27 protein-coding genes and 2 pseudogenes are annotated in these 22,340 nt (G+C 48.9%); 18 read left to right on the top strand and 11 right to left on the bottom strand.

Annotation, left to right across the window (positions count from 1 at the left end; translation table 11 throughout):
• Positions 1-3: 3 nt before the first annotated feature.
• Together ACLGLO_RS03315 and ACLGLO_RS03320 are read left to right on the top strand one after the other, a co-directional pair.
• Positions 4-939 (top strand): ABC transporter permease, encoded by a 936-nt coding sequence (locus tag ACLGLO_RS03315; protein WP_492128973.1) that lies wholly within the window; start codon positions 4-6, stop codon positions 937-939.
• Positions 940-1,004: 65 nt separating this feature from the next.
• Positions 1,005-1,961, top strand: coding sequence for a TRM11 family SAM-dependent methyltransferase (locus ACLGLO_RS03320; RefSeq protein WP_492128974.1), 957 nt, complete (start codon positions 1,005-1,007; stop codon positions 1,959-1,961).
• Here the strand turns inward: ACLGLO_RS03320 and ACLGLO_RS03325 are convergent.
• Entirely contained in the window at positions 1,938-2,282 is a 345-nt protein-coding gene (locus tag ACLGLO_RS03325) for a PadR family transcriptional regulator (protein WP_492128975.1), read from the bottom strand. The genes ACLGLO_RS03320 and ACLGLO_RS03325 overlap by 24 nt on opposite strands.
• Before the next feature lie 82 nt (positions 2,283-2,364).
• Here ACLGLO_RS03325 and ACLGLO_RS03330 point away from each other — a divergent pair, with 82 nt between their 5' ends.
• Positions 2,365-3,465 (top strand): inositol-3-phosphate synthase, encoded by a 1,101-nt coding sequence (locus tag ACLGLO_RS03330; RefSeq protein WP_492128976.1) that lies wholly within the window; start codon positions 2,365-2,367, stop codon positions 3,463-3,465.
• A 13-nt stretch (positions 3,466-3,478) separates the two neighbouring features.
• Positions 3,479-4,165: an HAD family hydrolase gene (locus ACLGLO_RS03335; protein ID WP_492128977.1), complete on the top strand. Its 687-nt coding sequence runs from the start codon at positions 3,479-3,481 to the stop codon at positions 4,163-4,165.
• An 18-nt stretch (positions 4,166-4,183) separates the two neighbouring features.
• Here ACLGLO_RS03335 and mvk read toward each other — a convergent pair whose 3' ends face one another.
• From mvk to ACLGLO_RS03355, 4 genes are all read right to left on the bottom strand, one after another.
• On the bottom strand, positions 4,184-5,176 hold the full coding sequence (gene mvk, locus ACLGLO_RS03340) for a mevalonate kinase (protein ID WP_492129128.1): 993 nt from the start codon (positions 5,174-5,176) through the stop codon (positions 4,184-4,186).
• Between the two features lie 19 nt (positions 5,177-5,195).
• A complete protein-coding gene (locus ACLGLO_RS03345; RefSeq protein ID WP_492128978.1) occupies positions 5,196-6,563 on the bottom strand; it encodes a tripartite tricarboxylate transporter permease in 1,368 nt (455 codons plus the stop codon).
• A gap of 1 nt (position 6,564) precedes the next feature.
• Positions 6,565-6,819, bottom strand: coding sequence for a hypothetical protein (locus ACLGLO_RS03350; protein WP_492128979.1), 255 nt, complete (start codon positions 6,817-6,819; stop codon positions 6,565-6,567).
• A 377-nt stretch (positions 6,820-7,196) separates the two neighbouring features.
• Positions 7,197-7,988 (bottom strand): DUF2208 family protein, encoded by a 792-nt coding sequence (locus ACLGLO_RS03355; protein ID WP_492128980.1) that lies wholly within the window; start codon positions 7,986-7,988, stop codon positions 7,197-7,199.
• A 130-nt stretch (positions 7,989-8,118) separates the two neighbouring features.
• Between ACLGLO_RS03355 and ACLGLO_RS03360 the strand changes: the two genes are divergently transcribed.
• From ACLGLO_RS03360 to ACLGLO_RS03380, 5 genes and pseudogenes are all read left to right on the top strand, one after another.
• Complete coding sequence (locus ACLGLO_RS03360; RefSeq protein ID WP_492128981.1) at positions 8,119-8,565, top strand: hypothetical protein; 447 nt, start codon at positions 8,119-8,121, stop codon at positions 8,563-8,565.
• 46 nt (positions 8,566-8,611) lie between these two features.
• Positions 8,612-8,770, top strand: a pseudogene (locus ACLGLO_RS03365) (helix-turn-helix domain-containing protein); the annotation flags it as partial.
• 39 nt (positions 8,771-8,809) lie between these two features.
• The gene (locus ACLGLO_RS03370) at positions 8,810-9,211 is read left to right on the top strand and encodes a hypothetical protein (RefSeq protein ID WP_492128982.1); all 402 of its coding nucleotides are present in this window, start codon (positions 8,810-8,812) and stop codon (positions 9,209-9,211) included.
• A complete protein-coding gene (locus tag ACLGLO_RS03375; RefSeq protein WP_492128983.1) occupies positions 9,174-10,079 on the top strand; it encodes an IS200/IS605 family accessory protein TnpB-related protein in 906 nt (301 codons plus the stop codon). Before ACLGLO_RS03370 ends, ACLGLO_RS03375 begins: the two co-directional genes overlap by 38 nt.
• Positions 10,060-10,506 (top strand): hypothetical protein, encoded by a 447-nt coding sequence (locus ACLGLO_RS03380; protein ID WP_492128984.1) that lies wholly within the window; start codon positions 10,060-10,062, stop codon positions 10,504-10,506. The genes ACLGLO_RS03375 and ACLGLO_RS03380 overlap by 20 nt, the downstream gene beginning before the upstream one ends.
• A 107-nt stretch (positions 10,507-10,613) precedes the next feature.
• Here ACLGLO_RS03380 and metG read toward each other — a convergent pair whose 3' ends face one another.
• Positions 10,614-12,347: a methionine--tRNA ligase gene (gene metG, locus ACLGLO_RS03385; RefSeq protein WP_492129129.1), complete on the bottom strand. Its 1,734-nt coding sequence runs from the start codon at positions 12,345-12,347 to the stop codon at positions 10,614-10,616.
• Positions 12,348-12,491: 144 nt separating this feature from the next.
• On the opposite strand from metG, the gene ACLGLO_RS03390 reads away from it, so the two are divergent.
• Entirely contained in the window at positions 12,492-13,151 is a 660-nt protein-coding gene (locus ACLGLO_RS03390) for a peroxiredoxin (protein ID WP_492128985.1), read from the top strand.
• On the opposite strand, the gene ACLGLO_RS03395 is transcribed toward ACLGLO_RS03390, so the two are convergent.
• Positions 13,141-13,554, bottom strand: a complete 414-nt coding sequence (locus ACLGLO_RS03395; protein ID WP_492128986.1) for a hypothetical protein — start codon at positions 13,552-13,554, stop codon at positions 13,141-13,143. The genes ACLGLO_RS03390 and ACLGLO_RS03395 overlap by 11 nt on opposite strands.
• 122 nt (positions 13,555-13,676) lie before the next feature.
• Here ACLGLO_RS03395 and ACLGLO_RS03400 point away from each other — a divergent pair, with 122 nt between their 5' ends.
• Complete coding sequence (locus tag ACLGLO_RS03400; RefSeq protein ID WP_492128987.1) at positions 13,677-14,240, top strand: nicotinamide-nucleotide adenylyltransferase; 564 nt, start codon at positions 13,677-13,679, stop codon at positions 14,238-14,240.
• A 64-nt stretch (positions 14,241-14,304) separates the two neighbouring features.
• Here ACLGLO_RS03400 and ACLGLO_RS03405 read toward each other — a convergent pair whose 3' ends face one another.
• The 3 genes and pseudogenes from ACLGLO_RS03405 to tsaA all read right to left on the bottom strand — a co-directional run bounded on the left by ACLGLO_RS03405 (position 14,305) and on the right by tsaA (position 16,585).
• Positions 14,305-15,114, bottom strand: a complete 810-nt coding sequence (locus ACLGLO_RS03405) for a hypothetical protein (RefSeq protein WP_492128988.1) — start codon at positions 15,112-15,114, stop codon at positions 14,305-14,307.
• Positions 15,115-15,679: 565 nt separating this feature from the next.
• Positions 15,680-15,796: pseudogene (locus ACLGLO_RS03410) on the bottom strand (helix-turn-helix domain-containing protein); the annotation flags it as partial.
• A gap of 264 nt (positions 15,797-16,060) precedes the next feature.
• Positions 16,061-16,585 (bottom strand): tRNA (N6-threonylcarbamoyladenosine(37)-N6)-methyltransferase TrmO, encoded by a 525-nt coding sequence (tsaA, locus tag ACLGLO_RS03415; RefSeq protein ID WP_492128989.1) that lies wholly within the window; start codon positions 16,583-16,585, stop codon positions 16,061-16,063.
• Positions 16,586-16,963: 378 nt separating this feature from the next.
• Here tsaA and ACLGLO_RS03420 point away from each other — a divergent pair, with 378 nt between their 5' ends.
• From ACLGLO_RS03420 to ACLGLO_RS03445, 6 genes are all read left to right on the top strand, one after another.
• Positions 16,964-17,125 carry a hypothetical protein gene (locus ACLGLO_RS03420; protein WP_492128990.1) on the top strand — a complete coding sequence of 54 codons (162 nt, stop codon included), beginning with the start codon at positions 16,964-16,966 and terminating at the stop codon, positions 17,123-17,125.
• Complete coding sequence (locus ACLGLO_RS03425) at positions 17,122-18,039, top strand: SPL family radical SAM protein (protein WP_492128991.1); 918 nt, start codon at positions 17,122-17,124, stop codon at positions 18,037-18,039. Before ACLGLO_RS03420 ends, ACLGLO_RS03425 begins: the two co-directional genes overlap by 4 nt.
• Before the next feature lie 9 nt (positions 18,040-18,048).
• Positions 18,049-18,231 (top strand): hypothetical protein, encoded by a 183-nt coding sequence (locus ACLGLO_RS03430; protein WP_492128992.1) that lies wholly within the window; start codon positions 18,049-18,051, stop codon positions 18,229-18,231.
• A complete protein-coding gene (locus ACLGLO_RS03435) occupies positions 18,209-18,487 on the top strand; it encodes a glutaredoxin family protein (RefSeq protein WP_492128993.1) in 279 nt (92 codons plus the stop codon). The genes ACLGLO_RS03430 and ACLGLO_RS03435 overlap by 23 nt, the downstream gene beginning before the upstream one ends.
• Before the next feature lie 10 nt (positions 18,488-18,497).
• A complete protein-coding gene (locus ACLGLO_RS03440; RefSeq protein WP_492128994.1) occupies positions 18,498-19,130 on the top strand; it encodes a class II aldolase/adducin family protein in 633 nt (210 codons plus the stop codon).
• Between the two features lie 216 nt (positions 19,131-19,346).
• Entirely contained in the window at positions 19,347-20,528 is a 1,182-nt protein-coding gene (locus ACLGLO_RS03445) for a hypothetical protein (protein ID WP_492128995.1), read from the top strand.
• Between the two features lie 10 nt (positions 20,529-20,538).
• Here the strand turns inward: ACLGLO_RS03445 and psmB are convergent, their stop codons facing one another.
• Positions 20,539-21,156 carry an archaeal proteasome endopeptidase complex subunit beta gene (gene psmB / locus ACLGLO_RS03450; RefSeq protein WP_492128996.1) on the bottom strand — a complete coding sequence of 206 codons (618 nt, stop codon included), beginning with the start codon at positions 21,154-21,156 and terminating at the stop codon, positions 20,539-20,541.
• 101 nt (positions 21,157-21,257) lie between these two features.
• Here psmB and ACLGLO_RS03455 point away from each other — a divergent pair, with 101 nt between their 5' ends.
• The gene (locus ACLGLO_RS03455) at positions 21,258-22,322 is read left to right on the top strand and encodes an NAD(P)-dependent glycerol-1-phosphate dehydrogenase (RefSeq protein ID WP_492128997.1); all 1,065 of its coding nucleotides are present in this window, start codon (positions 21,258-21,260) and stop codon (positions 22,320-22,322) included.
• The last annotated feature ends 18 nt before the right edge of the window (positions 22,323-22,340 follow it).

The following is a 22,340-nucleotide window of genomic DNA, read 5'->3' on the forward strand; positions in this document are numbered from 1 at the left end:
GGCATGGACTACGCAGAATTAACTAGCTTGATGAGCTACGTTCTTGTATTGATGGTTCCATATTCTCTGGCATCAATGGGAATTATGATAGGCGGCAGGGTGGGCGTTTTCAATGTTTCGACTGAAGGCGTTATGCTGAGCGGAGCCAGCACAGCGTTTTTGGTTACATACTTCAGCGGAAGCTATCTGCTTGGGATACTGGCCGGCTTAGGTGTTGGTGTTCTTATTGGAATCATGATGACGTTCTTTGCGAACTACTTGAAAATAGACCAGTTCATAGTTGGAATACTTCTGTACATCTTCGCAACAGGATTCGGCTCTCTCCTCTATAAGGAGATCATAGGTGTAACTTTATCTCCACCAAGGGTGAATTTGCTTCCGAAAATCAGCATACCCCTCCTTTCGCAGATCCCATATCTGGGTCCAGTTCTTTTCAACCAAGATATCATGGTCTATCTAACTATTCTCCTCGCTATTGGCCTGCACTATCTCCTCTTCAGCACTACCTTTGGACTGAAAGTGAGAAGCATTGGCGAAAATCCGAGAGCAGCTGATGCGCTTGGAATCAAGGTCTTCCTAATGAGGCACGTCTTCACTATCATTGGGAGCGCTCTCATGGGGATGGCCGGTGCCTATCTCGCTCTCGGGTTCACTGGGATCTATACAAATACAATTGTCAGTGGGAGGGGATGGATTTCGATAGCGATAACGATATTTGGAAGGTGGAGTCCCCTGCCCATCCTCCTGGGGGCTCTCCTGTTTGCTGGCGTTGAAGTCCTGGTCTATACTCTACAGGCAATGGAAGTGAACCTGCCCTATCAGCTCCTCTTCATGCTGCCTTTCATTGTAACTCTCATCATCCTCATCTACACTTCTCGAAAAGCTGAAATGCCAGCTTCCTTGGGAAAACCATACGATAGGGAAGCAATCGAAGAGTGAGCAGCATCGCCCTGCCATTTTTGATCCTATTTTATGCGTTATCTTTTTTTCAGTGATGGCGGTTGGTGGAAGCAGAGATTTATGCGGAAAAAATAGCTTTGCATCACGCTCTGCTGTCGGAGGGGATGAGCGAAGTAACATATGAAGACTTCCTCCGCTTCAGAGACGCCAATCAAAGAGTCGTCATGGGAGGCAGGGAGTTCTCCCTCAAGGTCCCTAATCCGAGAAAGGTAGAGCCAAAAGGATTCGAAGTTGAAAAAACAACTGTCTGGAGCTTTCCAGTCAGGGGCAAGTGGGCTACTCACAAGCACAATTCTTCCTACAGGGGCAACTGGGCTCCGCAGGTGGCGAGGAACCTCATCCTCCTCTACTCCAAAGAAGGAGAGCTTGTCCTGGACCCCTTCATGGGAAGCGGCACGACATTAATAGAGTGCGCCCTCTTGCGGAGGAAGTGCATAGGCGTTGATGTAAATGAAAAAGCTGTAATGCTCGCTTGGAGCAGGATCGAGCCCCTCCTGGAAAGGGAGGCTCAGGTGAAGCTCTTCAAAGGAGATGCGAGGAACCTCAACCTTCTGGAAAATGAGAGCGTAGATCTTGTGGCTGGTCATCCCCCCTATGCTGGAATAATAAGGTATTCCAGCGGGAGCGAGGCCGATGGGGATCTCTCAAGGCTCAAGCTGGAAGATTATCTGAGGGAAATGGGGAAGGTGGCAAGGGAGCTCTACAGAATCCTGAAGCCCGGGAAGAAGGCCGCCATAATGGTTGGGGATGCCAGGGCAAAGAAGCACATCATACCTCTTGGCTACATGGTTATGCTCCAGTTCCTTAAGGCTGGATTCACGCTCAGAGAGCACATAATCAAAGTCCAGCACAACATGACAGGTACCATAGCATGGAGAAAGAGGAAGGAGAGAGACTTCCTCCTAATCGAACATGAGCACATATTTCTGTTCGAAAAGTCTGAAGAGGAGTACACCTACAGCAGAGAGCTCCCCCTCTCACTCGGCTTCCTCCCCTACTGAGAGAAGCTTCAGCTTGCTCCTCAAATACTCTAGCCCTCTGCGGTAGATCTCTTTTCCCCTTTCTTCGAGGAGGTAGACGCTCTCCTTCCCAGCTTCAGTCCTCCTCTCGACAAGACCTTCCCTTTCCATTCTGTACAGGACTGTGTAGAGATACACAGTTTTCACCGAGATGTCGAATTTTTCCTTCAGCCTCCTCTTCAGTTCAACGACGCTCAGTCCCCCTTCTTCCATCAGCAGGTTCGATATGTAAATCCACAGAACTTCCCCCTCCAGCTTCTTCTTCAGCCTTTCGAATGCCTTAGACGTCTTCGGATCTGTCATTTTACCAGCCTGAAAAGTTTTTTAATGAGTGCTTCTAATTGATGTTTCGAATTACATATAAAAAAATTTATACGTGATGAGCATGGGGAAGATAAAGGTAGGACTAATAGGAATTGGAAACTGCGCTTCAGCCATAGTCCAGGGGGTCCTCCTGGCGAAGAAGGATCCTTCCAGAACGAAGGAAGTGCTGTACGAAGATATTGGAGGCTACAAGATACAGGACATAGACTTCGTTCTCGCCATAGACGTGGACGTGAGGAAGATAAACAAGGACCTCGGGGAGGCGATCTTCGAGGGCCCAAACATATTCCCAAGGCTTCTGGATGATACTAGAACCGGAGTCAAGGTAATTGCGGGCCCTGTTCTCGACGGCGTTGCTGAGCACATGAGGAGCATATTCATGCCCCACGGGAGGGAAGTGAGCATGGATGAAATCGTGAAGGCCATGAAGGATTCCGGGGCGGAAGTGATAATCAACATGCTTCCAGTGGGATCGGAGGAAGCCACGAGGTTCTATGCTGAAGCTGCCCTCAGGGCAGGGGCTGCTTTCATAAACGGCATGCCTGTCTTCATAGCGAGCGATCCGAAGGGCGAGTGGCAGGAGAAGTACAGGAAAGCAGGACTTCCTCTTCTGGGAGATGACATAAAGGGGCAGTTCGGGGCGACTATACTGCATTCCTCATTGACTGCGCTGATGAGGGAGAGGGGCCTCACCGTCAACGAAACCTATCAACTGAATATAGGTGGGAACACGGACTTTCTGAACATGAAGGAAGAGGAGAGGCTGAGCAGCAAGAGGGAGAGCAAGACGAGCGCGGTGGCTCACACTCTCAAGAACCCCGCTGAGATAATACAGGCGAAGAGGATAAGGATAGGTCCAAGCGACTGGGTTCCGTTTCTGGGGAACACGAAAATAGCATACATCTACATCAAGGCCACATCTTTCCTAGGCTTTCCAGTAGAGCTCGACGTGAAGCTGAAGGTCGACGACAAGAGCATGTACGCAGCTGCTATGGTAGATCTCATCAGGCTGGCAAAGCTTGCGCTGGACAACAAACTCGCGGGACCTATTCAGGAGGCGAGCGCTTACTACATGAAGCACCCTCCGAAGCCCGTCTCATCCCCATTTGAAGCAAAGAGGATGCTCGACGAGTTCATAGCTAAGTACGGCAGAAAGGGATGATTGGGGCAGGATGATGAAGTGCGTATCCTTCGACATATGGAACACGCTGCTGGACTTGGGGATGTTCTATTCACTGATAGCCGAAGAGCTCTCGGCAATCTTGGGAAAAGAGAGGAGCGAAACAGAGGATGCTCTGTTCAGAGCTTACAGAAGAGCGTATGGACTGAGGCTGGAAAGAGCGTTCAAGAGCCCCATCCTCGATTCCGCGGAAGTGTTCGCTGAGGAGCTACGAGCTTCCCAGGAGGATCTATTCAGAGCCCTGGTGAAGGCTGTCTCGAGAAAAGAAGCGGAAAAGATGGCATTCGAGGACGCTAGGAGAGCAGTTGAAGGGCTTCATGAGAAAGGGATCAGGATGGGCCTTCTCGGAAATGTCATGTTCTGGCCGGGAATGATAACGAGGCTCATATTGGAGAAAAACGGTCTTCTGAGATTCTTCCAAGCATCTCTGTTTTCCGATGAAGCTGGTGTTCAGAAGCCGGATAAGGAAGCGTTCGAGCTCCTGGCAAACAAGCTTGGCTGCAGGCTGGAAGAGCTGATCCACGTGGGAGACTCTCTTGAGAACGACCTCGCCGGGGCCGTCATGGCGGGTGCTGTTGCTGTGCTGGTCAAAAGGGATTCTCCGGCGAGCTTCTCAATAGGAAAGAGGGCCTACGTGCTGCGATCCCTGGCTGAGCTGCCGCAGCTCGTTTCTCAACTCTGAGAGAAGCTCTCTCAGACCTCAGTGAGAAATCTTTTCAACCTTTACCCCCTCTGCCCCGAGCTTGGTCTTCAGAACCATGGAGCCGTGGAGCCTCATCGCTGTCTCCACGACTTCCTCTCTTTCTGGAACCAGTGCTATCACGCAACCCCCTCCTCCAGCTCCGGTGAGCTTAGCTCCGTATGCTCCAGAATCTCTAGCCACATGAACCAGCTCGTTGAGCCTTCTAGTGGAAACTCCGAGAGCATCGAGGAGTGAGTGATTCAGGTTCATCAGGAAGCCGATTTCTTTCAAATCTCTGCTCCTCAGGGAAGCTTCTGCCCTCTCGACAATAAAGCCTATCATCTTCATTATGCCCTCGAATATTTCGGGGTACTTCTTCATTCTTTCTTTCACCATCGCAACCATGTCCTTCGTTCTTGCTTCCCTCTCCACGTATCCTATCAGCAGGGGCAGATCTCCTTTGAAGCTGAGCGGCTCTCTCTCCACAGAGCTTCCGCTGTAGCGAATCCTCATGTATCCCCCGAATGAAGTTATCGACGTATCCATTGGGGAGGCGATCCCCTGCACCTCCTTCTCCACCTCCCATCCCAGCTTTGCTATCTCCTCCTTGGTCAAGCTGTATCCGTTCGCTTCAGCATATGAGGCTATGGTCGAAACAGCAACTGCAGCAGAGGTTCCCAGTCCAGCCCCGACAGGCATCTCGGACTTTATCTCTATATTGATTCCCTTTCGGATCCCGAGGTTTCTCGCCGTCAGCTCTATGGCCTTGTTAATGTAAGCGATGGCTGGAAGAACCATCCCGTAGTCCGTCTCCAGAACCACCTCATTTCCAACATATGATATCACTATTCCGGGGACTCTGAGATCCCTTGCGCATATCTTGACGACATCATCGCTCCTGGGCTCTGCCACTGCGTATACTCTCCTATCTATAGCTACAACTAAGGCTGGGTGTCCGTACACGACAGCGTGCTCTCCGAAGAGAGTGACTTTTCCCGGGGCAGACGCCACGACCTTCAAAGACTTCACCTCAGATAGCTGATAGGATCGCCGTTATATAGGGAGCGCCCACGAGGACCATGAATAGAACCCCCAGCGAGACTCCCAGCCTGCTCACCGCTCCAGAGAGGAGGGCCACGAGCAGCATTCCGAATATCCCCGGTATGCCGGCATCGTAGAACGCCAGGAGGAGGACAATTGCTATGAAAATGCCGTAGAGGGCTTCAGCAGAAACTCTCCTGAACACTAGGATGGTCAGTTGCCTCGAATACTTCACTATGATGGGATATGCGATGAGGAGAGAGACTGCTACAGAAAAGACGACAAGCGCTGCTATTTCTCCGTAGCTATAGTGAGTGAGGATGTATTTGAACGCCGGTACACCGATGTTTGGTAGCGATTGGAAAAACGGTGCGGCGGGGCCGGCGCTCATTGGGCCTGTAGCCTGACCTATGACGAGCAACGGTACAAGCGTTCCTCCTATGTAGGTTCCCAGCTTAATCCCTTCCCTTACAGTGTAGGCGAGGAGGGATCCCTGGAGCTTCTCTCTCTTCGTCTCTCTCAGCGTATCTCCAATGAGTATGGTGAGTCCAACCGGAGACATCACAGTAGCTAGAATTGAAGAAATTGGAGACCATATCAGCACATGCAGGAGCTCTTCCCTGCTCATGTTTGAAAAGGGATTGAGCGAAATCTTTCCTACTTTGGCCAGCTTTACTCCCTTCAAACCCTTCCTCTCGAGTGATTTTCTGAGCTCTCTGTTGAGTGCGCTCAGCAGCTCGAACAGCATGGGTCCGATGGTTATTCCGAGGAAAAGGCTGACGGAGACCGATTTTCCGTAAACCCCCCTCACTCCCTGCACGAGTATAGCGAAGGAGGGTATCATTAGGAAGGCTAGCCACTTATTCTTTGAAGTAGCAGCCAGAAAGATTACGCCCAGGAGAATGAGCCAGAACCATCTGTATATCTTGAGCCCGAGGAATATATCCTGTGTGTTGAGCCATGCTCCTACGGGCATGAGCGCATAGGAAACGCCCAGGACGAACAGGGTCACCACGAGCGCAGAGATGAGGGCAGCCGAATTTCCTTTTCTGAGCAGAATGTCTGACATGCCGTGCTCCTTGGCCACCAGTGCATCGGGAACCTGAGGGACTGCCATGACGCCTCCGGGTATTCCAGCTAGAGCAACGGGGACGGCATCTCCGATTTTGAAGGCTACTATGGAGGCCATGAACCAGGCAAGAACGAGAATGGGATCCAAGCCGGAGAGCAGGAGGGCTAGGGCTATGGGAGCCATCGTCGCCGTTTCATCTGTGCCCGGAAGTATTCCAATGAATATGTAGATCAAAGCTGAAATGGCGGAGAGCAACGCAGCCTGAGCAAATATCGCGAGATCCATTTCACTCTCCCTCGACTACTATTTTTCTCTTCACTTTCGTCAAGGGTATGGAGAGGAAGAATCCAATGGAAGCCCCAACAGCTCCCAGAGTTATCTTGAGCGCGTTGCTCAGGTTCGACATCCCTAATAACGATGCTATATAGGGGGAGAGCGCGAACAACAGAAAGGCCATTGCCGTGCATATCGCAGAGGAGATCCCGAGCTCCTTCAGAGAAACCAGCTCGCCGTAGAGCTCTATGTATTCTCCGTCCTCCACTTCTTCAAACACCTCCAATGTGGATAGAATTATCTGTTTTACTTTAAAAAACTGCCGGAAAAAGGATAGACAGTGGTCGATAAAATCTGAGGCAATTTTTCTTTTTCCACTAGCACGCCAACCAAGTGGTCGCTCATCAAGTTCAGGGAAAAAATGGTCAGCGTAAGTACTAGGCCGGGAAAGAGGAGGCCCCGCCAAGAACCTGCATATAATGCTATTCAATCAGCCAAGAAAGATCTGTGGGCACAGGAAAAGCTTTCGAACGTGCAGTGAGGGCCAACAGGTCAAATGAAGTGAAAGGCTCTAGAGGGAGCTGAGGACTTTGCGGTTGTGGAAGATGCAGAGCCAAACAGTGAAATCAGCTGAGACAGGTGACTTCATCGCTCATGCTCCGACAGTTTTTCCTCATCATCTCCTCCCTGAGATCTTCCCTCGATCCTCCTCATTATTATGTCATATAGCTTCTTCGGGCTCTTGGTGTATAGCCTTATCTTGTATATGCTTTTATCGGTTTCGTTCACCAACTCAACAAACTTCCTCTCTTCGTTCAGCTCCACCCTGAAGCCTCTTAGCGGGAACTTCAAACCGCTGCTCGACGCCAACCCCTTCAAAACTATGCCCTCCGTGGTCACGAGAAAGCTTCTTGGTATGTTGAACGCAACCATCTTCTTGTTCTGCTTCTTCATTCTCGCGCTCGTGTAGAGTTGCCCCACCGTGCTTATGAGGAAGCTCCCCTCGAAAAGGACGAGATAGGCGACAGTCATTCCTATCCTCGGGTCAGAGAACTTGGGAGCTATGTACTGCGTGATTGGGCCGAAGGCTAGGAAGAAGTAAAAGAGAACAACGAAGGACAGGATCATGCTCACGTTCATCATCTTCATCTGCTCCTGCATTTCGGCGGGATATTGCTTATCGCTCTGCACATATTCGAACGGCCTGGCTTCCTCGTATAACACCTTTCCCTTCTCGAGCTCAGAGGCCTTTGCTGAGCTGGGATGCTTTGGCTGCCCAAACCTGCTCATGAGGTACATATAGACAATGAAATAGAGAAAGATGAAGGCCCAGTATATCGCGCCGGTTCTTCCAAGGAATCCAGCCACAACGGCAAATAGCAGCACAGAGAGCTGGCTTATCAATATCTGCTTCTTGCTCTGCATTACTGAAGACATTCCTCTTCTACACCTTCAGGACCCTTCAAAAAAGTATCCCTTCAGCCTTAATAAATGGTTTCTGTTTCTTGATCTAGGCCGTCATAGGCCTTGCCAGTTTTTAGCTTTCTCTTCTCCATGCTTTACAGCAGTGGAAGGCCGCTTCTTTGTAATGGCGACTGTTGCTTCAGTTGCTCTGCTCCTCTACCTCACCATGCCGCCTGAAGTTTATGAAACAAAGATGAAGCCCAGGCCTCCGGTTTACAGGATCATCGACTTATCTTCAACTGCCATAGCGGCATCTTCGATAATCGCTTCAGCATATCTTGCCCTCACGGGAAGGATGACCTTCAACATCTTGGGAGCTCTCTTGATCGCCTTCGGAGCAATGTTTCTGGCACCGGGATGGCTGGCCAAGGGAATAGAGGGGTTGATAAGGGAGATAGACGACTTCTTCCCAGTATTCATAAGGAGCTACGCTCTCAACTACGAGACCCTTCCAAACCAGGCAAAGGCGCTGAGGCCCATGCTCATAGTTGAGCTCGGAAAGCTCACGGGAATTCTGGAGAACCTCTACGCGAGGCTGTTTTCGATTTAACGATAAATTTAAATACTTTTAAATACTGGTAGATACTTGATGAATTATGGTGGAGAAGCTCTACAAGCTGAGCGAGTTCACCAGAACTGTTGGTGTAAGCCGCAGTGCTGTTATCAAGTGGATTAAGCAGGGAAAAATCAGGGCAATTAACATCCACGGCAGATGGTACATCCCAGAATCAGAATATGAAAGGCTTGTCAGAGGAGCATAGAAAGAGAAAGAGCTGGAGGAATTTAGTAGGTTGTTGAAGACCATTGAGAGGACTGTAATCCTAGAAGCATGGACTAACAGGATTGGTATGCATGCGCTCAGAGAGATCGAGGATGCTTATAGGAGAATGCTCGAAATAATGGTTGATTATGCCGTGGAGCACAAGGCTTCTCAGTCGACGTTGCACGAAGCTTTCTACAGCAAATTTAGAGAGGTATACCCTTGGCTGCCAACGAGGATTGTCAAGGGGTGCTATAGGGATGCTGCTAGGAGGGCTAAGTCCTTCAGAGAATTTCAAGAAAAAGGAGCAGCCAAGACAAAAAAAACCCGAGGTAAGGAAGGTTACAATAACATTATCGGATTCGCAGGACTGGAAGCTAGAGGATGGAATGATATAGGTGAGAACTCACAGGGGCTGGATTCTACTGCACTATAGACACCACAGACAGCTATACAGATATCTATACAGTGGCTGGAAGCTTTCAGAGGAGCTGAAACTAAAACCAGCCAACGGGAAAGTGCTTGTTTATCTTACCTTCAAAAAGGATTTCGAAGCAGAGCTCAATCCAAGAAATGTTGTTGCCATGGATATTAATGAGAATAATGTTACATTAGCAGTGTTCAGAGAGAAGAAGCTCTCAGAGGTTTACAGGGTTGAGACAAACCTTGGAAGGATAGTTATTGCTTATGCTGAGAGGAGGAAGAAGCTGACCAAAGGTAGGTCAACGAAGGATAGAGATGTGAAGAAAGTTCTGAAGAAGCTCAGTGAGAAGGAGAGGAAGCAGGACATAGTACGCAAGACTGCTAAGATCATCGAAGAGCTTGCTGTTCGGAATAATGCTTTAGTAGTTGTAGGAAATGTCCATAAGGGTAAGAAGAAGCTAGAGGAGAAGATATACAATGATAAGCTGAGGCACAGAATCCACCAGTGGAATGTCTCGAAGCTGATAGAGGTTCTGAACAATAAGCCTATACATGTTGTGAGTGTCTCCGAGGCATATACATCATCCAAAGATCCCTTCACGAGGAAGCGCATTAGGAGGTTCAAACCCTCAGTGATTCGCATTGCGTTGAGAGGGGCGATGAGAATAAGAGCGGTTAAGTTCAGATTGAGGATAGCTGGAAGTGGACTTGATAGAGATGCCATAGGAGCAATAAACATCGGACTCAAATACCTAAACTCAAATGGGAGCCCCGTGGCGTTGGGCTCGACGGAGCCCCATGGGGTGCGGTTGAAGCTGGTGATACCGCACCGAGGGCTAACCCCGCTCACGGTACTTTTAGTTGGTTTTCAATGTTTTTAATTCCGTGAGAGGGGAAACGCTCAGGAGAAACAGGCTGCAGATCTCGAAGACGTTCGAGACAACGACATATATAATGCAGGGGGCCATCGTCGTAATAAACGTCTTCGTAGTCAGCCTGCTCTACTCATTTTCCCAAATACTTGCCTCAATGCAGGCCCAGATACCTACGAACATCGTCGGCCCCATATTCGGCTCTCAGATCCCCATTGAACCAGTGATGTACATGACAGCTGTATTCTCAGTAGCAACGGCGGTGATGAACGCTTTTTCTATAGCAAGAGTGACTCCTGGAGTCTCCAGGACATTTTGGTACTACCTCGGCATACTGATGATTATAAGCGGTGCCAGCGTCATCCTCGGCAGCATGATGATGAACTACATACTTGGCTCCACAATTCAAGCTCTAAGAAATCTGACGCTTGTCTGACCTTGATGCGGAAAGCCCTACAAAAACATTCAAAAACTCAAAGCCTTTCAAATCGAGCAGAAATCACTTTAAAATAAAAAAAAGCTGGGCCTTCGATAGCAAGGGGGTCAGCCGATCCGCAGGGTCTTTTCAATCCTCGGCCTCTTTTTCGAAGCCTTTTCTCTGGCATTCGACAGGAGCTCTTCAACTCTGTCTAGAAAGTCCGGCGGCAGCTTGCTGAACAGGGGCTGCGGCTTTCTGATCTTCTGCCCGGGCTTGATGAAATCAAGCGAAGCATCCCTCAGCTCACCGACCTTAGGCCCTTCAAGGCCGAGCATTTCGTAGACTTTGCTGGAAGAGGCAGGAGTTATCGGGCTCATCAGAAGGGCTATGAGCCTTACCAGGTTCACCTCCAGGTTGATCACAGCACCCGCCTTATCTGGGTCGCTCTTGAGGAGATCCCATGGAGCCATTGCATTGAAGAACTGGTTTCCCCATCTGGCCATCTCAAGTATGTGTTCGCTTGCCTGCTTCAGCTTTATCTTTTCATAGGCAGCCAGAGCGTTCTTTAGAAATTCCTGAACTTCCTCCCTCCCCCTCACCACGTCCTGGTCTTGGTTATTAAAGCTGGGTACCTCCCCTCCGAAGTTCTTCCAAACGAAGCTCAGGACTCTGTGAACGAGGTTTCCAATGTCGTCGTTCAGCTCAGTGTTTATTATCCTGTAGAACTCAACCCAGCTGAAACTGGTGTCTTTGCTTTCCGGCCTCATCCTTATCAGCGCGAACCTCCAGTAGTCTGCAGGAAGAAGCTCGAGGGCTTCATCGGCCCAGACTCCTATCCCCCTGCTCTTGCTGAACTTTTCCTCTTGGAAAAGCAGGTACTCGGTGGCGCTTATCCTCCAGGGAAGCGGATACCCTTCTCCTGAAGCTATCAGCATGGCAGGAAATATTATGGCGTGGAAGGGTATGTTGTCCTTTCCTATGAAGTATACTGTTCTCGTTTCATGGTCCTTCCACCAACTTTCGAACTCTTCCCCCCTCCCCTCCTTCTCGAAGTGCTCTTTGACTGAGCTTATGTATCCCAGGAGGGCATCGAACCACACATAGATGGTCTTTCCTTCGGTTCCAGGGAGCGGAGACGGGACGCCCCAGGATATGTCTCTGGTGATGCTCCTCTCCTTCAGCCCTTCCTCGACCCAATTGAGGCTGTAGTTCCTCACATTGTCGTCGAGCTCCCTGTTATTCCTCAGCCACTCAAGGAGCTGATCCCTCACAAGCTGCATTTTGAAGAAGTAGTTCTCAGTTTCCTTGTATATGGGGGTGCTGCCGCAGAAAACGCAGTGGGGATTTATGAGCTCGGTTGGGTGAAGCAGCCTTCCGCAGTTATCGCACTGATCTCCTCTGGCCTTATCGTAGCCGCAGTAAGGGCATGTGCCTTCTATGAATCTGTCGGCCAGGAAGATCTTGTCCTTTGGACAGTATGGGAGGATCTCCTTCTTCTTCTCCAGATAACCGCACTCATACAGCTTGAGCATGAACTGCTGCACGAAGCTTATGTGGGTGGGGTTGTGCGTCCTGGTGTAGTTTGTGAACTCAATCTCCCATTTCTTTATGAGGTCGGACACATAGGAGTGCATGGCATCTGTGAGATGCTTCGGCTCGATCCCCCTCTTCCTGGCTTCAACTTCTATCGGAGAGCCGTGCTCGTCGCTGCCGCTCACGTATATGACTTCTTCCCCCCTCAGCTTGAGGTACCTCTGGTACACATCTCCAGAAAGCAGGCTTCCTATCATAGTCCCAAGGTGGGGGACGTTGTTTACATAAGGCCAGGCGCTGCAGACAATATACTTCAATTGATCCACCTCTGCGAGCACAGAGATAGCATCCTTCAGCGCTTCTATTTAATTTTTCGCAGAAAAATATTTTTTGAATCTTTTTTACATGTTTGTTTATATAAACGAAAGTCTTTTATTGTAGAACTAAAATTATAACATCAGGTGTAAACCATGAGTCAAGTCTTCTCTAGCATGCCTAGAATAGGAGAAAAGGCACCAAGATTCGAAGCCCAGACGACATACGGGAAAATAACATTCCCGGACGACTTCAAGGGAAAATGGATAATATTCTTCAGCCACCCAGCAGACTACACCCCAGTATGCACAACAGAGTTCTACGCTTTCCAGAAGAGGATAAAGCAGTTTGAGGAGCTCGGAGTTCAGCTGGTCGGCCTCAGCGTTGATCAAGTCTTCGCACACATAAAGTGGGACGAGTGGATAAAGGAAAAGCTCGGAGTTGAAATAACTTTCCCCATCATCGCAGACAATACAGGCAAAATCGCATCGCTCTACGGAATGCTCCACGCGCAGGCAGAGGGAACACAGACTGTAAGAGCAGTCTTCGTAATAGATCCCAACGGCATTATAAGAGCAATACTGTACTATCCACAGGAGCTCGGAAGGAACATGGACGAGCTGCTCAGGATAGTCAAAGCGCTGCAGGTAGCTGACAGAGAGAAAGCTGCAATCCCGGCAAACTGGCCAAACAACGAGATAATGGGAAGCAAGGTAATTGTGCCGCCCCCAACAGACAAGAGAGAGATCCCGGAGAGGCTAAAGAAGTACGAGTGCCTCGACTGGTGGCTCTGCTACAAGAGCGTCAGCGAGTGATCTTTTTCCCCAAAATCCTCTCTATTTTTTCCAGAGCATCCTCTCCTTTCTTCTGCACAATGAAGTAAACTTCTTCGTTCCCTATCTTCGTGTATATCGATATGCTATCCAGAGGATTCTCAGGAGGCTCCTGCAATCCTTTAGGCTTCTCCTTTCCAATGTAGGTCCACTTCAGAACCGCTTTGCCTTCACTTGTCCTCCCTCGATAGCTAACCCTCCACCAATACCTGCCAAGATAGACGTACCTCCTTCTTTCACCTCCGACGTTCTTGACAGCATAGTGGATTGGCTTGAGGTAGTAGCCGGAAGAGGCTATGGCTCTGTTGTACTCCTTGAACCTCCTCTTCAGCTCTTCAAGAACCTCAATGAATATCTCCCTTGGTATCGGAATCTCCGCTGTCATATATGTGCGAACCTCCTCTGAACTTCTGGAGCAGATTATCTGCTCTTCTTGCTCTTCTCCTTTCAGATAGAAATGTTTTTTATCATCGCAGCTTTAAAATACTGAAAGCTGAGTGAGCAGGCATGAAAATTCCCAGGAGGGCAATATTCTTCGGGAGGTTTCAGCCATTTCACTTGGGGCACCTGCATGTTGCTGAGGACATCCTGAAAGAATACGACGAGCTCATTTTTCTCATAGGAATGAGTAGCGAGAGCCACACAGAGAGAAACCCCTTCACAGCCGGCGAGAGAATAGAAATGATAAGGCTTTCAATGGCAGAAAGAGGAATTGATCTGGGAAGGATAATAACCTCAACGCTCCCCACGATGGAGATCCACCCCTCATCTGCTTACCACGCTGTTTACACATGCCCAAAGGCTGAGGCTATATATGTGGGGAACCCAATTATGTACAGAATATTCAGCGAGCTCGGCTTCAAAACAGTTCCCCCGAAACCATACATGAGAGAAAAATACAATGGAACATTTATTCGAGAACTTATGAAGAGGGGCGATGAGAGGTGGAAGGAGCTCGTTCCTCGATCAGTGGCTGAATATATAGATGAAATAGGAGGGGTAGAAAGGATAGTTGCAGTTTCCTCCCCGAGCGAATCTCACATAACGGAGAGAAGTGGAGGAGAGCTCTGAACTCGCATGCTGCCCGCAAAGCCGAAGAGTTCCATAGAAAAATCCTCAGAGCGGATGCTTGAGCTCAGAATCGAACGAATACTGTAACCTTCAGGCTCTTCCCTTCCTTGCTCACCAAGACCAAATCTGCATATGCTTCTTCTCTCCTGAGAAGATTCTTGAAGAACCCTTCTAGAAGGCCCAGCAATATTCTCGGCTTCTCATCCACCATCTTGGCCTGATAGAACTGCACCTCCCAGTAGTCTCTCAGGGTGGCCTCAACCCCGTTCTGATCTACTTTCCACGTCTCGAGGACTCCCCACCCTGATACGGAAAACATCATTGAGAGAAAGCTCATCGCTTCGTCAAAGCTCTCTATTCTTCCCATCGACTTGACGTAGTAATCATAGAGATTCTCTCCTATCTGATTTCCGAGCTTCCTCTGAAAATACGGGAATATCTGATAGCCGAGGATCTTCTTAGCTCCGAGGAGAATAGCTTCGTAGTTGGCAGGCCCCATCATCACCCATCTCAGACCGAAAACGTCTATGGGAAACAACCTCCTTGAGTAGCAGAATCCGTTGAATTTCATTGAAATGGAAGAGTGGGTAACGCAGTCCAGGCTCCTCAACTGCTCGGAGATTTTGCTTACCTCTTCCTCTCCTCCTCTTACAGCTATTAGCAGGTCTGCGGAAGAGTTGCTTCCATCCAATCTGTAGCTCCCCTTAGCCCCCAGGATCTCCAGCCCGCTGTTCTTTATCTTCTTCATGACTTCTTCAATGCTAGAGAAGAGCTTTTCCTGCTCCCCAGATAAGCTCAAATCAATGCATGAAAAAGGCCCCTTCTCGGAGTAGAGTAGAAGCAAAGGCCTGAACGTAACAGTCTCCTCGTTCACGATCGACCCTTCCTCTTTTTTAATTTTTTACCTCATTTATCAGAAACTAAATAGACAATCATCTGAAAAATAACTGCGCAACAGTATAAAAAAGTTTTCATTTAAAGTACGTTTGTATATACATATAAACAGATTCATCTCATCAAAAGTGACGAGCTCACGAAGAAACAGTTTCCCGCTCTAGATCTATGGAGGACTTGCCAGTAGTTCCCCCCTTTTTTTCTCTGTGCTTCACAGCAGTCGAAGATTGCTCGGCTAAGGCTCACATCTAGAAGCCTCCACATCTTTCGGCTGGTTCTGACTCCTCCATCCTGAAATATGGAGAGCTTTGAAGCTACCGCTGTGATTGTTTTACGGTTTTTATATGCGTTCCTCCTCACAATACTTTTAATTCCGTGAGCGGGGTTAGCCCTTGGTGCGGGTTCATAAGCTTCAACCGCACCCCATGCGTGGGGGATTTGAGAGCCTGCATAACAAATTTATTAGCCCACGGTTCGAAGATTACTGTCCTCTCAATGGTCTTCAACAACCTACTAAATTCCTCCAGCTCTTTCTCTTTCTATGCTCCTCTGACAAGCCTTTCATATTCTGATTCTGGGATGTACCATCTGCCGTGGATGTTAATTGCCCTGATTTTTCCCTGCTTAATCCACTTAATAACAGCACTGCGGCTTACACCCATCAACTTGGCGAATTCGCTAAGCTTGTAGAGCTTCTCCACCATAATGCATCAAGTATTTGCTAGCATTTAGAAGTAATTAAATTTGTCGAAAAATTGGGAACAGCCTCCATCAATGATAGCCGAGAAGATTCAGAGAATGGGTTCCATGAAGCTCCCTTTAAGGGAATCAATGAATAGTGTAGTTCATATTTCTTTGTAAAATCAACATCGCTTATTAATTGAAAGTAGTAAGAAGCGATGTAGGTGCTGTGGCTGGAAAAACAGTCAAGGAGAGAATCCATAGTAGCCCTCTCGAGCACCAAACTTCTCTCTAATTCTCTTCTCGAGAAGCTCGGACCACCACGGTACAGTGAAGTTCCTCACGCATCTTCCTTGATCGTATGGCTTTATATCCAAGACAGGGGTTCCGCTGCTAACATCTATTCCCTCCACCCTGAGCTTATTGCCTTCAACTGACAGGAGCCTCACTATTGAGAGAGCGATGGGGTTCGGTCTGTGCGGACTGTCCGAAGCAAAAACCCCCACTTCAGGAACATCGTCTATCTTTATCCCGAGCCTCTCAAGCTTCCTGTGCCTAATCTTCAGCGTCTTTCTCTGCTCCTGTGTAACACTGTCTAAGAATGTTATTACAATTATATGCGAGAACCCCTCCAAATTGGTGAGGCCCTCCGCATATTCGGGGAGGATCTCTATGTATCCCTCTACTCCTTCTAGCTTGTTTCTCAGCTCTTCATAACTAACATCGTGTCTCACATATCCAATTGGGCCCATGCAGAATTCTTTCTTCAAGCTATTCCACCTGTTGCTGCATTGTACTGAAATCCTACTAATTTCTTTGTCGCCTGGTACGTGTGCAGCTGTTGTATGATATTCGGTGGAGAACATAAGGAAAGTTTTCGGAAAAATTCCGATTGTCTATAAACAATATGGAGGCGCCGCTTAAACGGGTCTTGAAAAGGTGCATGTACTTTATGTTTGGAAGATAAGTTTATAATTTTGTCATTGAAATATTACTTAAATGTGCTCACACGGGGAGCGAAAGCAGAGCGCTCGCCCCTAAACGCCCCTCTTAAGAAAAGCGGGATGCTGTGACCTCCGCGGAGGGGTGCTGAGCTTCTGGCTCCGAAAAATAAAGGTTGAAAAAATTCGCACGGAGAAGCTGGGATCATGTGGATCCCCAAATATGCTAGGAGAAGGACTAAGCAGATGCTGAGGAGCGGGCAAAAGATCCACCTGGGCTACAGATACGAGATAAGGGTAGATGAGAAGAGCAATTTGATATACATCTATGATAAGAGGACTGGAAAGAAGCATGTGCTCCTGAGGTGAGCTGCATAGGAGGCAGCATATATCCATTCTCGCTTTTCGATCCTTGGCAGAGTGAGCTCTGCACCTGCCCAAGAAAGTACTCTCTCAATCCGTATACAGGCTGCTCCTTTTCATGCCTCTACTGCTATGCGAAGAGCTATATAGGGAAGAAAAGAAGTCAGCCCAAGAAGGACTTTCTGAAGCTAGCTGCGAGGGCGCTGCCAAAGCTGGACAGGAGGATAGTCGTCAACCTGGGAACAAGCAGCGACCCCTACCCAAGTGAAGAGGAAGAGCACAAGCTAACGAGGAGCGTCCTCTCTCTTCTAGTGGAGAGCGGATTCAGAGTGCTAATCACTACAAAGGGAGGAAACCTCCTCCTCAGAGATGCCGACATTATGCTGAGGGGGAAGACAGCTGTTACCCCAACCATTACAACCCTCCAAAGCTCTCTCGCGAGGAAGCTGGAGCCGGAGGCCCCTTCACCTCAGGAGAGGATGGGAGCTATGGAGAAGCTTGCTTCTTCAGGAGTTCCGGTAGGTGTGAGAATAGACCCGATCATACCTGGGCTCAACAATGATGAGCAAGAGCTTAGAGAGCTCGTGAGGGCGGTTGCAGGTGCGGGGGCGAAGATGGTTGTCACTTCCACCTATAAGGCCAAGCCCATAGACTTCAGAGACATGATTGAAGCTTTTCCAGAAATGGAGAGGACTTGGAGGAAGTTGTATTTCGAGGAGGGAGAGTCTGTGGGGAGCTACAGGTACCTTCAAAGGCAACTGAGGAAGAAGCTCCTCATGCCGGTTGTCAGCGAAGCGGCTAAGCTTGGATTAGAATACGCCACATGCAGGGAAGGCCTACTCTCTCGGGATTTCTTCAACTCCCGCTCCTGTGATGGTTCTCACCTTGCAGGGAACATTTTTAATAGCAACATGCGATAACAATGATCGGTGCTGGAATTCATGATCGATAAGAAGAAGTGGGTGGAGGAGAAGCTTGCTGAGCTTGATGAGGCATATGCTGAAGGGAAGAAGAAGATAGAAAGCAGGAGCGAAGAGCTCCTCAAGGAGCTTGAAGACGAATTGAAGAAGAGGGAAAGGGAGCTCCTCGATGCCATCAAGAGCGAAAAATAAGAGGCTCATCATATATGGGAGCAGAGGCTGCATCCCTTGCGAAAGGGCCGTGAGCTATTTGAAGGAGATGGGCATAGACTTTATCTACATAGATGTCGATGAAAACGAAATGGCGGCTGAAGAAGTAGAAATCTTCGAGGGAGGAGACCTCCTCCTCCCCCTCATAGTTGATGCAGAAAGTGAGCAAATATCTATAGGCTGTCCGGTCGAAAAGGAGAAGTTCTCGCGGGAGATATCCAGACTGCTTGAAAATTGAGGTGAGAAGGATGGAAGAGGAGGATCTCAGAGTGAAGGTTTCCGAAGGGATGAGGAGGCTCTATGATAGAGGCCTCGTGTCTTCCCTAGGGGGAAATCTAAGCGCGAGGAGCATGAGGGGGATACTGATAACTCCATCTGGATCTCCCAAGTGGAAGGTCGGTGCAGAAGATATAGTAGAGGTAGATATGGAGGGGAAAGTCATTTCTGGAAGAGCCAAACCGTCAAGCGAGTTGCCAAGCCACCTTCTGATATACAGGAGCAGGGAGGACGTTTTCTCTGTTGCCCACGCTCACCCTCCGCACGCAGTAGCTCTAGCTAATGCTGGAATTCTGATCGGTCCTCTCCACGCAACGCCCGAGGAAGTGCTCTACCTGAAGAGCCCAGTTGTTTTGGAGTTTGCTCCACCAGGTGCGAAAACGGCTGAGGCCATATCCGGATCAGTACAGAAAAGCGACATCATCATCGTCAAGAACCACGGGGTTTTCAGCATGGGAAGGAGCATTGAGGAGGCCATCGCTAAGATAGAAATACTTGAAGAAGCATCCAAGATGTTCTACATTCAGCTCTCTCTTGGAAAGACACCATCCAGGATTCCCGAGACCCTCGTCAGGGAGATAATTGAAACCTACAAGAATGAATGAGACCGAGACTTCAATCATCCTTTCTTAATTCAGTTATTGGTTCTTTTGTAATATGAGATCCCGTTCAAATGCACGCTTTGCTTTTTTCTAAAAACTCTCGCTGTAGGTATTGCTGAAGATCTCGCTCAGCTCTGAAGCTTCTGAAAGCATAGTTCTGAAGTGAAATGAACCTGTCTCTCTTTTTAAAATCTCACTGGAGACTTTAGGAGATAGCAGGTGGAGACTGAGTTGTGGTTCTACATAGGAGTCTCTTTCATGGCAATGCTCTCAATGCTCGACATGGCTATCTTCACATATATAGGCTTCACGTTCAAAGTCTCTCCAATATACTACAGCATCGTGGCAGCAATGTGGAGCCTTCTCTACATAGCGGTGAACAAATCTCTCTCTTCTCTCGGGAATGCAGGAAGAAACAGGACTTTGATGGCGATTGCCTTCCTCTCCATAACGGTGTCTCTCCTCCTGTTCACCAGGAGCACTCTATTTTCCGTTACGCTAGCATACATGTTTCACTCTGCGGCTGTCTCAAGCGCTAACTTGGCCATCAGCACTAGCATATATGAGCTATTCGACAGCCTCTCCTGGTCCAGGTATTCCACTCTTCAGAGAATCCTGCAGAACTTCCTGAGGGGGAGTGCTCTCATATTAATATCATCTGGAATCGTAAATGCGTCTCTCTCTAGCATACTCGTCTTGGCTTCCTTCCTCGGAGCTCTCACTCTCCTCCTGCTCCCCCCTATAAACTTGGGCCTGGAGAGGAAGCTGCATATGCTTGGAAAGGGGGTCACTCAGTTCATAGGGTTCGCAAGTAGCAGGGGGATCCTTTCAACGGCAATAGAAAGCGCTCTCGGGGGCGCTTCAGAGCCCTTCGTTTTCTGGGGCGGGAGATCGGTTTTGCCCAGAGGAAGGATCATGCTCTCAGTTTTCTTGGCTGTCGCAACAGGAGACTTTGTCTTCACTGCAATGCCTCTGCTTGTGAAAACATCGCTCCCCCTGAGGGAATACTGGCTTGCCCAGGGCATAACCGGGATAACCGTAGCGGTCGGCTCCCTATTAATAAGCAGGCTCCTCTCGGGGGACAGAAAAATAGCTGTGTCAATAATAGCTATGAGGGGGCTCTGGCTTTCCTTCGCTATGCCGCTTATGTACAGAGAAGAAACGCTCGTTTTCTACCTCATAGGGATGTACTTCCTAGGGCTGGCGATGGATGCCACGTTATTCAACCTCTATTCTGAAGCGAGCAGCGGTTATGGAACCCACTCCTACTTCATTTCTAGAGAGATGGGAACGCTGGTAGGCTCCTTGACAGCGGGTGCAGTCCTAGCGCTCGGATTGAAGCCCGCAGTAGTAGCTGTTCCCCTTGTCTTCACTGCGATTTCCGCCATGCAGCTTCTGTAGGACAAGAAAGCTATGGAACAGCTGGATCAGAGAACTCCTTTATTCCTTCTTTATTGATTATAACGCTATCTACGCCATCGCCAGTTGCGGAATCCCTCCTCAGCGCCATCTGCACCGCTTTCACTGCCAGCCTTCTAGCATCCTCCGGCTCCATATCTTCTCTGAATCCCTCTTCAAGCACCCCGACTGCTATTGGAGAACCGCTGCCTGTAGCCGCGTATCTCTCCTCAAGGACGCTTCCGAAAAGATCCAGCGAGAACAGCCTCGGCGCGCTGTCGTAGCCTCCGAGGATGAGCTGGACGTAGAAGGGAAAAGCCTTGTACCTGTACAGAATCAGAGAGAGGAGGTGCGCAGCCTCCCTGACAGTTACCGGCTGCTTCCTGGTTATCGTCAGATACTTCAATTCAACATTGAGGAAATCGGCGAGCACCTGAGCATCGGCCACAAGGCCTGCAGTTGTCAGGGCCATCTTATCCCCAACTCTCAGTATCTTCTTCGTCCTCTTGTGGGCTATGAATGTACCAGCAGTAGCTCTCCTGTCTGCTGCTAAAACCACGGCATCTCTTGCTATCAATCCAACTGTGGTTGTTCCATGCAGTGCTCTGTCGGTGTTCAGTGAGAATTCCATTTCGCTGACCTCTCAAACCTATTGAGAAACTGATTGGCAGCCGGTTAAATATAATTAACGGAAGTATTTAATTGATACCTGGTTTAAGAGAAGGTGTAGGTATGAACGCGAAGAGCCACATCATCGATTTGATGCACCGTGTAGTAATCGGAAAAAGCATCGTTGCAAACATTGTGGAATATTTTCCCGAAGGCTTGAAGAAGCATGGAACTAAGGCTCTAATTGTAACAGGTCCGAATGTGTGGAGAGCTCACGGAGAGAAGCTCACGGAAGGCTTGGAAAAGGGGAATATTTCGTATGAAGTTCATGTCTCCGAAGCTCCCCACATCGATGAAGCTAAAAAGATTGCGGAGGAAGCAACGAAGCTTTCATATGACATTATTGCAGGGTTTGGAGGAGGAAAGAGCATTGACCTGGCAAAATACGCTGCTTGGGAAGCGAAGAAGGGCTTCATTAGCATCCCAACAGCGGCCAGCCACGACGGCATAGCCAGCCCCTTTGCCAGCCTCAAGGGTGGAGGATGGAGCACCTCTGTCAGAGCGCAGCAACCAGCGCTGGTTCTTGCAGACCTAGAGATGATAGCATCTTCTCCGAGGAGGCTTCTCGTTGCTGGAGTGGGGGATACAATAGCGAAGTTCACGGCAGTCGCTGATTGGAGGCTCGCTCATTTGCTGAGAAATGAATACTATGGAGCATTTGCAGCTGGCCTGGCTCTGCTCTCAGCAAGGCACGTGGTTAAGTACAGCGGCATAATTGCCAAGAACGTAGATGAGGGCACGAGGATAGTTCTCGAGGCCCTCATAAACAGTAGCGTAGCTATGGGAATAGCTGGTTCCACCAGGCCTGCCAGCGGGAGCGAGCATCTCTTCAGCCATGCCTTGGACAAAATAGCTCCAAAACCAGCCCTTCACGGAGAGCAGACTGGTGTGGGAACGATAATGATGGCCAAGCTCCACAGGCTCAACTGGAAGAAAATAAGGAAAGTTCTGAAAACCGTTGGAGCACCAGTGAATGCCAAGGAGCTCGGTATTCCAGAGAATACAATCATAGAAGCCCTAACTATAGCTCACAAGATAAGACCGGAACGATACACTATACTGGGAGACAGAGGGCTGAGCTGGGAAGCGGCTGAGAGGCTGGCAATGGAAACAGAAGTTATTTCTTGAGAACAATCTCCGGAAAAG

The sequence above is a fragment of the Fervidicoccus sp. SLHALR4 genome (genome assembly GCF_058692745.1).

Bases quoted from the DNA above. Each gene is read 5' to 3' on its own strand.
- ACLGLO_RS03455 (WP_492128997.1), top strand. From the start codon at position 21,258: ATGAACGCGAAGAGCCACATCATCGATTTGATGCACCGTGTAGTAATC.
- ACLGLO_RS03395 (WP_492128986.1), bottom strand. From the start codon at position 13,554: ATGACAGCGGAGATTCCGATACCAAGGGAGATATTCATTGAGGTTCTT.
- ACLGLO_RS03330 (WP_492128976.1), top strand. From the start codon at position 2,365: ATGGGGAAGATAAAGGTAGGACTAATAGGAATTGGAAACTGCGCTTCA.
- ACLGLO_RS03325 (WP_492128975.1), bottom strand. From the start codon at position 2,282: ATGACAGATCCGAAGACGTCTAAGGCATTCGAAAGGCTGAAGAAGAAG.
- ACLGLO_RS03435 (WP_492128993.1), top strand. From the start codon at position 18,209: ATGCCATCAAGAGCGAAAAATAAGAGGCTCATCATATATGGGAGCAGA.
- ACLGLO_RS03355 (WP_492128980.1), bottom strand. From the start codon at position 7,988: ATGTCTTCAGTAATGCAGAGCAAGAAGCAGATATTGATAAGCCAGCTC.
- ACLGLO_RS03345 (WP_492128978.1), bottom strand. From the start codon at position 6,563: ATGGATCTCGCGATATTTGCTCAGGCTGCGTTGCTCTCCGCCATTTCA.
- psmB (WP_492128996.1), bottom strand. From the start codon at position 21,156: ATGGAATTCTCACTGAACACCGACAGAGCACTGCATGGAACAACCACA.
- ACLGLO_RS03335 (WP_492128977.1), top strand. From the start codon at position 3,479: ATGAAGTGCGTATCCTTCGACATATGGAACACGCTGCTGGACTTGGGG.
- ACLGLO_RS03400 (WP_492128987.1), top strand. From the start codon at position 13,677: ATGAAAATTCCCAGGAGGGCAATATTCTTCGGGAGGTTTCAGCCATTT.
- ACLGLO_RS03315 (WP_492128973.1), top strand. From the start codon at position 4: ATGGACTACGCAGAATTAACTAGCTTGATGAGCTACGTTCTTGTATTG.
- ACLGLO_RS03390 (WP_492128985.1), top strand. From the start codon at position 12,492: ATGAGTCAAGTCTTCTCTAGCATGCCTAGAATAGGAGAAAAGGCACCA.
- ACLGLO_RS03440 (WP_492128994.1), top strand. From the start codon at position 18,498: ATGGAAGAGGAGGATCTCAGAGTGAAGGTTTCCGAAGGGATGAGGAGG.
- ACLGLO_RS03420 (WP_492128990.1), top strand. From the start codon at position 16,964: ATGTGGATCCCCAAATATGCTAGGAGAAGGACTAAGCAGATGCTGAGG.